Source organism: Bacillus sp. CIS52 (genome assembly GCF_053545315.1).
On sequence record NZ_JBIUFR010000004.1, the window covers coordinates 140,362 to 153,827 of the forward strand.

Here is a 13,466-nt window from a genome sequence, read left to right on the forward strand (position 1 = left end):
CCCTTTCACTTTAATATTTATGGGAATGGATGAGGTACTGGATTAAGTGTTTCGATTGTAAACGGCTCTGGTACTAACCCTAAATCGTAAGAATGTCGTAATATACGTTCTCCACCCAACATTCTTCCTCTGTAAAGGACATCTATAGGTTTAAACCCTGGAATGATGGACTTTACCACATAAGCTCCGGCAGCTTTTATATCAGGACTTGTTAAGTCAAATGTAGCTACTTTAAAACCTTTTTCATACAAGTGATCATTTAAATTATTCCAAAGAACATCAGGTGAACTATCATCGAATGACTCAAATTGGTTAACATCAACTAAAGTACTGTTGCTTGTAAGGAAATCGGCTTCCTTGACGATATCAGTTCCTGCGTAAAGCTTGATATGATCCTCAAAACTGTTGATATCCTTATTAAAATCTGCATTCACTAATGCGTTGCCTAAACGTTGTTCGGTCTTGACCCAAGTTCTTGTATACATTCCTTCAATTGCTGCCTTTTCACAAGCTCTTTCTATTGAATAAGAGGAGGCAGCTCCAATTGCAAAAGGGGCTAAATCTGTATGTGGGTTTCTGACAACTGCCAGCACAGAAGGAATGCCTGAAAATACAGACATATCAACTAAATTCAGTTGCAATGATGTAGGTTTAATATATCTTTCATAAAAACGTTTTAATCTCGGAGAAGAATTCACATCAATCTGAGGTAAGCTCAGCCTGTTATACCATGTAAGCATAAAAGCATCCCTTTCAACTGTTTCAAACAAACCAGATATGGCTGCTTCTTCAAAGGTAATTCCACAAGCAAGACCATTACTCGTAGCATGACCTATATTAGTGTCCCCAGGCCATTCCGTATGATTGGCGATATGGGTTAGTTGCCCCGGAGTCCATACTTCCTCATTTGTTTTAGCATATGTCCCTTTTCTCCACCACAACTTGGTATTTTCGTTCCAAACTTCATGAGGAAATATAGGATCATTGAATTGAGTTGGAGCGTACAATTCCCAATCTTTATATCCAATTAACCGTTTATTCTCCCTCTCTAATTCCTTTTGTGATCCAAAACATACAACATCGGAATCCAACGGCAGATATGCTGCACTATATCTTTCCACTGTTTCCCCAATAGCAGCTAGTCTTGCCGCAGCTGGATTATCCGATCCGCCTCCATTATAAGAATTAGAAGGGATTCCGAATAAAATTTCACTGTCCGTACCGTGAGCACCGTACGAGTGTCCCCAAACGTCATCCACATCGCGTAATTTCCGATACTCTCTTCTCACTATACCTACGTATGGATCAGCCAAACTATCAAGGACTTTCCATGAATCTTCTAATGTAGTCCATTTACTTACCATAATTATCTGGCCACCTCACCGTGATACCATACTTGAGGAAACCCTGTGTCAGCGGCAGGAGAACACTTTTGGCATCTCGGTACTCTATATACACGATGATTATCAACTGAAACTCCTCTGTCATCCAAATTGACAGTTAAAAAACCACCCGGAACAGCGCTTGGTGCATAATCTCTTAGTGTAATCCACTCTGTGACAAGATTATTCGCTATTCCTGCCTGTACCAAATTAACTGGATGATTATATACCGGTTGTTTCGCAACGTTGACTGGCTTGACCTTCAACAATTCTGAACGAAATACCTCATCTGAAAAGTTTGCTGACTTACGCAGGTTATAACAATGGAGACATGCAGACTTGTGCGGGATGAAAAATGGACCAATCCAAGCTGTCTGACCATCGTATGGAATAACACATAACCAAGGGACATGATCTTCTAATGACTGATCATTTACTTGCTCTAGCAGCGGGTCCAAATGCGAAGCTGCTACAGCAATACGTATCGAAGGCTTCTCATTATCTAATTTTTCTTTACATGCTATATTTAACCCCGTTTCTTGCAAGCTATTAGCAAGGGTTCTTGCTAGGTTATTTTTCTTACTTGCTACTACTTCCACTATGCTTGTCTTTAATCTATGTAAGATCTGGTTGACTTCCACTTGTCCTCCTGCCCTCTCAAATGCCAGAAAAGCAGTCATGTCAAAATTAGAAGTTGATTGTATACACAATCCATTCGTCACCAGGAAATCGAAGACGTTTCTTAACTGATCTTTCTCGAGATTGAACCTTTGGTGCAGCTCTTCAATTGAGACTCCATTTTCACATACAAGATATTCTGAAATTGCCTCAAAGAATTCAACAATTCCTTCTCCATCAACTTTTGTAATGGATTGTGCTTTAAAGCTTAACAGGCTTCCTTCCAATTCTCCCAACGTAATATGGGGAGCTAATTTGAACCTTACAGCCGTTTGAATGGATTGAGTTTGTTGAGACATGTATATTCCTCCTTAATTAATTTGTTTATGTTCAAATAATTGAGCTGCATTTGGCGGATGCCCAATTATCTGTTCCAGAATATTAGTAGATGGTTCTAGTCGGTCATCGGAAGATTGTATCTGATAGTCTACCAACCATTCTATTAAATCTAATGGCATGTTGTTTTGCATCAGCATACTGATCGCTTCTTCTTTATTTTTACATTGTAAATCTATCTGCATCGCTAAATCTTGTTCAAATATATCTTTGAGTCTTTCCATACTAATAACTTCCGCTCCGGTTAGGTCAAAGGCTTTCCCTGCGCGAACATTTACCTCTTTTTTTGAGATTAAGCATGCAGACGCAACATCTTGAGTGGAAATCCAATTTACGCCTATCGGTGAAAAAGCAGTGAGCAGTATTCCTGTGGCTGCTGCCCATCCTCTATACAACTCGATTCCGATATCCAAAGGAGATGTTCTGTATAAAATACTTTTTTTATATTTTTGTAGTAACTCTGTCTCCACGTAACCTAATTCATCATTCAAATTATATCTCCGGTTTGAAAGTATGATTGTTTCGGCATCCAAATCAAAAGAGTTAATGAAAGAATCCCTTTCGTACTTTATTGATCCACCTAAATCTATAATTTGCAATGGATAATCATAGAGCTCAGCCGCCTTATCCTCCAATATTTTTTTCAGGGGTTCCCTGACTCCCATGTAGTGAATTTTCACGTCCAATACCTCCTAATCAATAATCCCACTCGATTTACTTCATAATTTGTCATCAGAAAGATAAGCATAAAAGTAAACATAATCAAATTAAACCTTAATATGGAAGTTGAAGTTTTGATAATTCCCATGAAACAAATGCCTTAACAAAAAGTGGGTTGAACAATAGCAGTTGAGACAGGCAGCAACAAATAAAAATATCAGCATAAAAGATTAAGTTAGTTAGGATCAGAAGTTAAATACCATAATAATACAGTTTGAGATTTCTTGAAAAATAAACAAAGGATGGTATCCTGAGAAAAACAAATAAGATAATACGTATTACTTCCTCCTACTAGATCCCCAGAGTCTGCCTGGTCATCTCTCTATGACAAAATAATACAGCGAGTTACGAATACACAGAAATATTATTAAATCAATTTTTGATTTTTGTAATACTATCTGAAGAAGCTTCTGAAGATTGCATAGGTAATACCAGAATCATTACAGGGTTCAAAAAGCCCTGAGTAAATCTAAGCAGCTGGACAGAATCCCTTTTGTCCAACAGACAAAGCTCCAATCCCCTTCCGAATTTTGACATTCCCTATTAAAGACTCCTCCCTAAAATCCTGATCAGCCTATGCAATTCGCCTGATCTGACTGGGCTTTAACTTCAAACAACATTTCCTTTTTCCTAACAAGTTGGGTTGTTCCACTTAAATAAAATAGTATTTATTCCCATAACCCTATTAAAACACATACTATCTTTCTGATCAAATATAAAATTCAGAATTATTAATTTACAATTTTAACTAAATTTATATTAATTAAGCTTCTTAAACTTAAACCATTCTGCTCATTATAAATTCATTATCTATGTCACAAAAAAATTCCATATTTAGGTTGACAATATTGTCCATATAAATCACAATATGGTACATATCGATGAATTCTTTGTCGATAAATATGGAGGAGGTAAAAATTATGACTCAAATCAAAGTGCCAACCGCTCTTATCGCAAGTGTACACGGAGAAGGTCAACATCTATTCGAGCCAATGGCTGCACGCTGTACTTGTACCACAATCATCTCTAGTTCATCTACGTTCTAACCTCTAAGACAAATAGACCAATAAGATAATTCTTATTGGTCTATGCTTCTTTATCATTGAAATTCAAATTAATTCTACTGAATGTAATGAAGTCCCCTCTTCTTGCAGTACACGGTATGTTGTTTTATCCATTTTACCTCCTGTAATTTCAACATTTGCAATATCACAAGATTCAAATCGAATATTAATTAGATTACAGTTCGTAAAGGTTACTTTCTTTAGGTAACAGCTCTTAAAGAAGGTATGCAGGATGGAGGTGTCTGTAAAACTGACTTTTGGCAGGTGACAACCCGTATAAAGAATATGTTCAAGTTTACATGTGTCATATTTCGACTGGCTAAGATCACTTTTGTTGAATGTCGATTCTATGATGGCGGAGTCTTTACATGAGAATTTCTTGAAGTAGCAGTTTTTGAAGACAGAGTGTTCAACATTGATATTCTGAAGGAGTGCACTTTTAAAGTCACTAAGATAGTACTCGGCATTTACTGGCTCAAAATCTTCTGTTTTTTGTAAATTCTTATTTATAAACACCTTTTTCTTGAGTTTTAATACATTGGATTTATCTATATTTAGGTCACTGGTATCGACCGCCAAGCTTTTGGATTCTATTTCGCGTATAAGCAACTTCTCAATATCCAGCCTTGTCATACCCTCTGCTTCTAGGCTAATACTTCTATCATGAATCTTAGTTAAAAGCTCCGTTTTTTTTCTGCTCAGTAACGAATTTCTTTCGTACTTTTTAAATTGAGTCTCGACATACAGTTTTAGAGTTTCACTAATCATTTCCCACTCTCCTTTTGGTCCCAACTGCGTTTTAATGTCCCAATTCTTCAGCGGTCTAATTTCTCGCCATTTTAATGTAATATCTGTATCCAATTAGAGAAACTATAAATCCTAGTATTGTATAGCCCAGTACAACAAATGTCACCCATATTAGACTTTCTCCTCCCGATATCGTCGAGACCGATTGAATTAACCCCTGATGCGCCCAGTACTGCGGAAAGAGCATTCCAATGGTTTGAAGGTAGCTTGGTAATTGTTCGTAAGGGGTCCATAAACCACAAACAACAGCAGTACCTAATGCAATAACATTAGTCATGACCAAACCTGTATTTTCAGTCTTGGCAAAGACCGAAATAGCAACTCCCCAGGATGTAACCAGTAAAGATATCAACACAACAACCCACAGATACGCCAGAAAATTATTAATTTCAATACCATACAGAAATATTCCTAGAACAGAAAGGAGAAGAATTTGCATAAAAGTTATGACTAAAAAAGGGATACTTTTTCCTAAGAAGAAGTTATAAGGCTTTAAAGGAGTGCTTGCTAGTCTTGATACAATTCCTTTTTCCCGATCCTTTACAAAACTTATAACGATGGAGATAATAATGAATGTAGAAAAGAATACGCTCATACCGGTTACAGATTGTGAAGCTACTAAAGTTTTGTTTGTACTGTCTGTCGTAAATAGCTCAATCAGCAATATGATGGACACAATAGGTAATATGATCGTCCAAAAAAACAGAGACTTATCCTTTAACTGTTTTATCGTTTCAATTTGAGCGAGCGGTAACATTATAAATTCCCCCTTTATTCTTCATCACGCAAATCAGTGCCGGTAAGTTTAAAGAATACATCTTCTAATTTTGGCTTATATAAAAACAACTGATGAGGCACAATATTGTTTTCCTTACTGATCCTAATTAAGCGCTCCATGGTTTCTAAAGGTTCTTTGGTTTTTATTATCAGCCCTGAATTAACGACTGAAAACTCAAAACCATGGCTCTTTATTAATTCATGAGACAACGAGGAGTTAAACATAATAGATGATTCTTCATGTCGTTTAAGCAGTTCATTTATTTCTCCTTCATCGATAATTTGCCCTCTGTCAATAAAAGCTACATAGTCACAAAGAGTTTCAATCTCTTCCATGTAATGACTCACATAAATAATGGTTTTACCGGCTTTTTTGAGTCGATTTACGATTTTAAAAATGTAGCGGCGTGATTGCGGATCCACGCCTACCGTCGGCTCATCTAGAATAATTAAGTCTGGATCGTGCATTAATGCACACCCGATATTTAAACGGCGCTTCATTCCTCCAGAAAAGTTCTCCACAACGTCATTTGCCCTTTCTAACAACCCGATATCTTCTAACAGTTTTTTTGTTGTTTGCTTTAGTTTTAAGCCATTCAGCCCGTGCACCTTTCCGAAAAACTCCATATTGGTCTTTGCAGTTAATTTTTCTTCAAGGCTGATATCCTGCGGAACATAACCCAGTCTGCCATTTTCATTGCCGACAAATTCAATCTTACCGTCATATTCCCGGATGATGCGCGAGATGATCTTAATTAAGGTGGATTTACCGGATCCGTTCGGTCCAACAAGTCCATAGCAGACTCCTTTCGGAATTGTTAAAGCCACATTGTCCAAAGCCAGAGTCGTGCCATAGCGCTTACTTATATGTTCAACTTGCAGCATTTACACCATTCCCCCACTGTTATTTATTTTAAATATGGATTCAATTGTATTAATGTACTCCTTGTAGGCTGCTTTCCCTTCTTTTGTAATCTGAACAATAGTCTTTGGCTTTTTGGATACGAACTTCTTGGTTAGTTCTATATAAGCTGCATCCTCTAACTTTTTCAGATGCGAACCTAAATTACCATCTGTGATGTCTAATGACTTTTTCAGGAAAGTAAAATCACATTTATCATAAGTCATCAGTAAACTCATAATTCCCAACCGTACTTTTGCATGTATTAAATCATTGATATTGTTAACATTACTCATTTCCTTGCCCTTTTCTTTTCAAAATCATTCCTGTAAGTAATAGGCTGCCTCCGCCAATAAATGCAAAAACAATATTCATTGCATCAGGAAATAAGCAGAATGTAAGCATACCGAGTATGCTCAGCCAAAATCCCATAACAAAAATCTCTTTTGTTAACACGATGCCTAAAAATATGTACATAATAGACACCATTAAAACAATCAAAAACGATAGAAATTCTCCTGTTCGCGGCAATAACCCCATTAAAATCAGAAAAACAAAAATGCATACCACTAATATGAATCCAATCCATGCATATTTTAATTGATTCTTTAAGAAAGTGGGCATGGGATCAAATTGTTTCTGCTTAAGATATGTCTTCAAAGTCAGTATCCACCCTAATACTGCCAGTATTAACCAGACACAAGCAAGTACTACAGAAAGTACCTTAAATAAAGAAACGGAATACGCAATAATCCATATGCAGCCCCAAATAATGAAATATGGACTGGTTTGCCTTGAGTACTCAGTCTTGTAGTTCGTCAAGACTTTGATATGAGATAAGTTTTCAGCTATCTCTGATTCACGAAAATTCTGATTTGACATAAGACAGGCTCCTCTTTTCACAAAGTACTTTGTGAAACAGAGTATATTCTAATTCCATAAATTTGTAAAGGTGTTTCACCCGAAATAGGCGCAACTATTTAATTTTAAACAGTAGATGGGACTCTTGGCGCTGATATCCTTCCATCACTGTGAGGCATCCTTACCTTGTTATAAGATCTCACAACAAAGGATTGGAAAGCAATTCATTATCTTGAAGGAAAAAAGACTGGAGTCATCCAGTCCTTTTCATCAAATCGGTCAAATGCCGGCCCAGACATCTTTTGCGTAAATGCCCTTTGCTTGGAGATCCAAAATCCATTCTTGCGCTTGCCGTGCATCTGTTTCGTGAACCGACTGATACGCTTTTTGCAGTGCTGCCTCTACATCAGGCGCCATTTTGCTTCCGTCGCCGCATACGTATAGATGCCCTCCCCGGTCAAGGATCGAAATTAAAGCTTCGGCATCTTCCGTCATGACGTGCTGCACATACGTTTTCGGCACGCCTTCTTTGCGTGAAAACGCCGTATGAAGCGTCACGACTCCGTCTTTTTCATAACCTTCAAGCTCATCACGGTAAATAAAATCATAATCGTTTCTGCATCCGAAATACAGATGAGCTTCCCCCAGCTCTTTCCCTTCTCCTTTTAACGCCGCGCGTGCCTGCAGAAATCCGCGGAAGGGGGCGACTCCTGTGCCGGGACCGACCATAATAATCGGTTTTCCCGGGTCTTCGGGCAGCCGGAACCTTGTTTCCGGAGTGCGGACAAATATCACGATACCATCCTCAGGGCTGCGTTCCGCCAAATAATTCGAAGCGACTCCGCGATACTCCCCCAAACCGCTCCGGGCGGGGCCGCGAACGACGCCGACGGTAATTGAAGCCTGCCCGGGATGTTTCCGCGGTGAGCTGGAAATCGAATAATAACGCGGCTTCAGCGGACGCAAAAGCTCCAGAAATCGCTCAAACGGCAGTTCACACGCTTCATATTTTTCAAGGAGATCGAGCATTGAGACGCGCAATGTTAAGATTTGCTCCTGATAGACGCCCTCTCCGAGTAAATCTTCCAATTCCCGTTTGTGCGGCGGGCAGACCGTATAAGCAGCCATTTCCCGGATTTGCGCCCTTGATGCCGCTTCCTGCAATTCGACACAGCTGCTCAGAAGATCGTGCAGCCTGACCGGCCGATCGAGCGGGAGATGAGCCGCGCTCTGTCCGCTGGCCGTCAGCAGCACTTGATCGTTCCCGTTCAGATTATACCGGCGGAGAACACGGCCGACCTGCTCTTTGCTGTTTACAGGCAGAACGCCGAGATGATCCCCCTCATTGTAAGCAGCCTCTTTCGGCAGAATGATTTCAATATGCCTTGTGCTCCGGCCGCTTTCCGGCGCCTGAAGCTCCCTGTTTTCCGCAACGGAGGCGTAAACCGCTTCATACGTCTGTGCCAAAGGGGAGCCGCCAAGCCCGCTCACAAATTGAAGGCCCAGCGTACTTCGCTCTTTTTCGGCATTTTCATTCAGCTTGAGATCGAACGCTTTCATGGCGTCCGCCCACATCCTTTTTTTCCATTCATCAAGCTGTCCTTCAAAATCGCCGCTGACATCTCCTTCGCCGCGGGCAGAAAAGCGTTCCGCCCCTTTTTCGGCAAGTTTTTCATCAATCAGTCTCGGAACGGCCTGATATGTCGCCGCCCAGTTATGGTCACCGCAGCCGAAGACGGCATATCGGACGCCTTTCAGTTCCCCGGGTTTGACTTCTTCAAGCCATTGCACGAATTGCCCCGCGTTGCTCGGAGGCTTTCCGTTATAAGAGGATGTAATGATCAAGAGCGCTCCTTCTTTCGGCAGTTTTCCGATCCGGTCATTCAAGGGCGCTGTTTCAGTACGGACGCCGTGCATCCCGGCAGTATCGGCAAGCTCCCGCGCCACGCCTTCTGCAGTTCTCGTATCTGAGCCGTACAGAATCAGAAGCGGACGGTTATCAAGTCCGATAATGGAAGCGCCTTTTGTCTCCTGTTTTTCTTTTTTGACGCCTTCTGCCGCTTTTTCAGCCGCCGGGAGAGCAGCCGAAACGGCTTCTTTGTTTCGCGGCCGCACCCGAATATGAAAATCGTCGGGCTTGAGCGTTAATGTTTGTTTAATATCCAACTCATAATCGGTGTGGTCTGTAAAGGTAAAATGCTGAAGAATCATACCCAGAACAAGAGTTGCTTCGTGCAGGGCGAACTGCATACCGATACACGCCCTCTGACCGTTTCCGAACGGCTTGTACGCATGGTGGGGCACTTGATCCGGATGTTCAAACCGCTCCGGATAAAATTCCTCCGCATTGTCACCCCACGCCTCTTTATCACGGTGAAGCTGAGGAATTAAGACGGAAATTCTGTCTTTTGCCGTGATCGGATATTTCCCGCCGATCACCGTATCCTCTTTCGCATAAAGACTGAACGCAGGCGCGGTCGGCCATAGGCGCAATGACTCCTGCAAAATCATCCGGATATAAGTAAGATCCAGCACTTGTTTATATGAAGGAACGGGATCGGTCAATACCCGATCGGCTTCCTCATAGGCTTTTTCCAAAACACGGGGATGCTTCAGCAGAAAGTAGATGGCAAAGGAAAGCAGGCCGCTTGTCGTTTCATGGCCGGCAATTAAAAACGTGATGATTTGAAAGCGGATATTTTCATCGTCTAGTTTTTCGCCTGTTTCCGGGTCTTCCTCATTCAGCATTCTGGCCAGCAGATCCTTTTCATCCCGGCCGCCGTCTGACTTACGCTCTGCGATAATACTGTCTACTAACGAAAACATCGCCTGAATGTCGTGATGAAATTGGCGCTTCGTCCTGATCATGAGCTTATCCTGAACATCAAGGCGCTGCATTTGGTGCATCGCTTCATCAAGGGCGCGCACCATGCTGTTGATAAACGGGTGAGGCGTTTCCCTGTAATAACTGTTAAACCGATAGTTAAAACCGCACAGCCCGATCGTATCGAGCGTCAGCCGGGTCATATCGGCAGGCACATCAACGGCCTCATCCGGGTTCAGCCTTGCCCATTTTTGAATCAGCTGCACCGCGATATCCGTCATCATCGCATGATAATCTTTCATCGCGCGCTGGCTGAAGGTCGGCATCAGAATATTATGTGCCTTTCGCCAGTTGGGCTCATGCGTCCAGCTTGTAAACAGCCCGTCACCGGCAAACGCGCGGACTTTCTCCAAAGCCCCTTCAATGCTTTTATCGAACCGCTCTTCATCACAAACCTCTTTCACCAGTTCATGGCCGGACACGACGATAATCGTACCCGCCGGCGTATGCAGCTGAAAAATAGGCCCCTGCTCATTTGCCAGTTTGAGAAGCGACATGGTGGGCTTGTCTTTATCAAGCAAAGGAAGATTTCCGAGCGGGCCGAACGTCTTCGGCTGCGGAATCGGACTTGTTTCCTTCATGAATAACACCCTTTCTTAAACGGAATGCGTTTCTTCCAACTACAGTGCCCTTTTCACCCGCCGATTATCCGCCAGGGCGGGCAATCCTCATTGACGATCATTAACGGTTTTTTCTATACTGGAGAGGCTTGTCAAATACAGAAATAAGGTGAGTTCATATATGGATTTTGAAATCAAGTTTTTATCGTTTTATGTCATTCAAGTGGAAGGAAAAGACGAACAGGCAAACAAACAGTTCAAACATTTCCAGACGCTTGATACGGAAGAATTTGAAGAAAGCGAGCTGAAGGATTTCCTTGACGGGGAATTGAAGAAAATCGTCAAACGGAAAGCCGAACGGCATCCGCAATCCGAGCAGGTCCCCACAAAAATCGGCCATTTTATCACGGAGCCGGGTCATGAGCTTGATTCAAATCCGAATTACAACCTTTTCAACCGTGCCAGACTTGCGGATACGAAGGATGCATTTATCGAAGCAAGCGAGCAGTTCGTCCGCACTTATCTGGACACGAGCGCCGTTCGCGGCGGTGTTTTTATCGTGGCATCGGCTGTGCCGCGTAAATATTTTGAGGACAAGTTCGTCTTTATGATGAAATGCGATTTCGAGCCGAAGGTCGCCCGGATTTCAGACGCCTCATCTCTCATTAAAAAGGTCGAAATGGCCATCACGACAAAAAACATGAAAAGCATTCAATATCCGTATATGCCGGAAGAAGGCATGACGGAAGAGCACGAGCTGAAAATCCACCAAGCCTCGCATGCCCGTTATTTTGAGGACTTTCTCAAATTTGTCGAATACGGCGAATCGATGCCGGAAATCATGAAAAACCAAGTCATGAATATGGTGCAGGAGCACGTGTATGAAACCTTTGAAGAAAACAGCGAAGAGCTTCAGCAGTTTGAGCATGACATTGAAATTTGGGAAGCGAGTGAAAAGCGGGAAATTCAGGAACGCCTCGACACCCATCAAGTCATCGAGGCATCTGCCCAGATCATTGAACATACGCCGGAAGCCGAGCTGAAAATGAAAGTCGGAGAAACAGAGATTAAAGGATTGCTGGCCGATTTCGGCGAAACCATCCATCTCGCAAAAGTAAACGGGCGCTATGTCGCGCTCATTGAGGCGGAGACGATCTCGTTTGAAAAAGGCAGTTCGCCGGTGGAGTTTCACAGGCCTGAGGGGCTGCATGAGGTGATTGAGCGGATACGGAATAAATCTGAACAAGACTGACAAAAGTCCAGACGCCATGTTCTGGACTTTCTTTATTTAATAAGGCTCTTTGAGCAACCGATAGCATTCACCGATGATGTCTTGGATGCCGGGCGTTCCCTTTATCTCGCGGCGGACGATTTCAGATGAGAGATTCTGCACCCGTAAAGCCCGCTCCGCCCGTCGTTCGAAGTATGCTTGGCATGCAGTTTCATGGTTTTTGTGCTTTTGCAGTTCTTCACTAAGCACGATCGCGTCTTCAATCGCCATCGCCGCGCCCTGCGCCAATGTCGGCGCTCCTGCATGGACGGCATCCCCGCCGAGAACGACGCGGCCTCTGTGCCACGGCTCTTTGACCGCCATCTGCTCAACCTTATGAAACAAAACGGGATATTCCTTTGACATATTTTCTGTCACAAACTTCACTCCCGGAAATCCGCGCAGCAAGTCTTTCACCCGTTCAAAACGCGTGTCCTCGTCATCCCTGAAGTCAGCGTCATACGGACGGATAATAAATACGTATCCTGTTTTTTCGGACAGCGGCACGACCCCGACCTGCGTCTGCCCTTTTTTAAACATCAATGTCGAATCATGAAATATCGGCTCGGGAAAAGAGATGTAAAATCTGTGCGCCCCCATGCCGAGATACTCCGTTTCCACTTCCCTTTGCAGCATTTGATCACGGACAGCAGAGCGGATGCCGTCAAAACCGGCGAGAATGTCAGCCGTCAGCGCGGTTCCGTCTGCGAAATGCACCGTTATTTCATCTGCTGTTTCTTCGTAAGATACGACTCTTTTCCCCAGCAGAATCGTAACCCCCGCCGCTTCAGCATGCTTTCTGAGGACATCATTTAAGGCTTGCCGAAGTATATTATTCCTCCCAGGCAATGAATCATCTAAAAACGCCTCACTTACTTTAAACAGCAGCGTTCCGTTTTCATCATGCTGCTTCAGCCATTCCGTTTGAAAGCCGTGTTGGCAGCATTCTTCATACACACCGATTTCCCTCAGCACCCGCAGCGCATTTTGAGGCTGGAGAATGCCCGCTCCGCTTTTTCGCATGTCGGACGCCGCCTCGCAAAGGGTCACTTCAAAACCCGCTCTCCCGAGAGAAATCGCTGCGGACAAGCCGCCGATCCCTCCGCCCGCTATGATGATCTTCTTCACTTCATGGTTCATCACGATACCGCCTTCTCTATATATTTACCACCCATTAACTATTAGCCACCTTACTATATAGGCTGAAAAACTGTCAATCTTTATAA

General features: G+C 42.6%; 12 protein-coding genes. 2 read left to right on the forward strand and 10 right to left on the reverse strand.

Translation table 11 applies throughout. From position 1 onward, the window contains the following. Positions 1-17: 17 nt before the first annotated feature. The 3 genes from ACH32G_RS15185 to ACH32G_RS15195 are packed head-to-tail and all read right to left on the reverse strand — an operon-like array spanning position 18 to position 3,076. Positions 18-1,364, reverse strand: coding sequence for a YcaO-like family protein (locus ACH32G_RS15185; RefSeq protein WP_448814526.1), 1,347 nt, complete (start codon positions 1,362-1,364; stop codon positions 18-20). 2 nt (positions 1,365-1,366) lie between these two features. Then, positions 1,367-2,359, reverse strand: a complete 993-nt coding sequence (locus tag ACH32G_RS15190; RefSeq protein ID WP_448814527.1) for a TOMM precursor leader peptide-binding protein — start codon at positions 2,357-2,359, stop codon at positions 1,367-1,369. Positions 2,360-2,371: 12 nt separating this feature from the next. Next, positions 2,372-3,076 (reverse strand): hypothetical protein, encoded by a 705-nt coding sequence (locus ACH32G_RS15195; RefSeq protein ID WP_414831511.1) that lies wholly within the window; start codon positions 3,074-3,076, stop codon positions 2,372-2,374. A gap of 960 nt (positions 3,077-4,036) precedes the next feature. Between ACH32G_RS15195 and pznA the strand changes: the two genes are divergently transcribed. After that, positions 4,037-4,162 (forward strand): TOMM peptide plantazolicin, encoded by a 126-nt coding sequence (gene pznA / locus ACH32G_RS15200; protein WP_157662605.1) that lies wholly within the window; start codon positions 4,037-4,039, stop codon positions 4,160-4,162. 63 nt (positions 4,163-4,225) lie between these two features. Here the strand turns inward: pznA and ACH32G_RS15205 are convergent, their stop codons facing one another. From ACH32G_RS15205 to ACH32G_RS15230, 6 genes are all read right to left on the reverse strand, one after another. After that, a complete protein-coding gene (locus ACH32G_RS15205) occupies positions 4,226-5,041 on the reverse strand; it encodes a pentapeptide repeat-containing protein (protein ID WP_231595051.1) in 816 nt (271 codons plus the stop codon). Next, positions 5,004-5,744 (reverse strand): ABC transporter permease, encoded by a 741-nt coding sequence (locus ACH32G_RS15210; protein WP_049628061.1) that lies wholly within the window; start codon positions 5,742-5,744, stop codon positions 5,004-5,006. The genes ACH32G_RS15205 and ACH32G_RS15210 overlap by 38 nt, the downstream gene beginning before the upstream one ends. 14 nt (positions 5,745-5,758) lie before the next feature. After that, positions 5,759-6,649, reverse strand: coding sequence for an ABC transporter ATP-binding protein (locus ACH32G_RS15215; protein WP_448814528.1), 891 nt, complete (start codon positions 6,647-6,649; stop codon positions 5,759-5,761). Next, entirely contained in the window at positions 6,650-6,961 is a 312-nt protein-coding gene (locus ACH32G_RS15220) for a winged helix-turn-helix domain-containing protein (protein ID WP_326351672.1), read from the reverse strand. It abuts the gene before it with no gap. Then, positions 6,954-7,547, reverse strand: a complete 594-nt coding sequence (locus tag ACH32G_RS15225) for a hypothetical protein (protein WP_049628058.1) — start codon at positions 7,545-7,547, stop codon at positions 6,954-6,956. The genes ACH32G_RS15220 and ACH32G_RS15225 overlap by 8 nt, the downstream gene beginning before the upstream one ends. Positions 7,548-7,805: 258 nt before the next feature. Beyond that, positions 7,806-10,991 carry a bifunctional cytochrome P450/NADPH--P450 reductase gene (locus tag ACH32G_RS15230; RefSeq protein WP_448814529.1) on the reverse strand — a complete coding sequence of 1,062 codons (3,186 nt, stop codon included), beginning with the start codon at positions 10,989-10,991 and terminating at the stop codon, positions 7,806-7,808. A gap of 160 nt (positions 10,992-11,151) precedes the next feature. On the opposite strand from ACH32G_RS15230, the gene ACH32G_RS15235 reads away from it, so the two are divergent. Next, on the forward strand, positions 11,152-12,222 hold the full coding sequence (locus ACH32G_RS15235) for a DUF3900 domain-containing protein (RefSeq protein WP_099744466.1): 1,071 nt from the start codon (positions 11,152-11,154) through the stop codon (positions 12,220-12,222). A gap of 36 nt (positions 12,223-12,258) precedes the next feature. Here ACH32G_RS15235 and ACH32G_RS15240 read toward each other — a convergent pair whose 3' ends face one another. Next, positions 12,259-13,380, reverse strand: a complete 1,122-nt coding sequence (locus ACH32G_RS15240; protein ID WP_448814530.1) for an FAD-dependent oxidoreductase — start codon at positions 13,378-13,380, stop codon at positions 12,259-12,261. Positions 13,381-13,466: the final 86 nt, after the last annotated feature.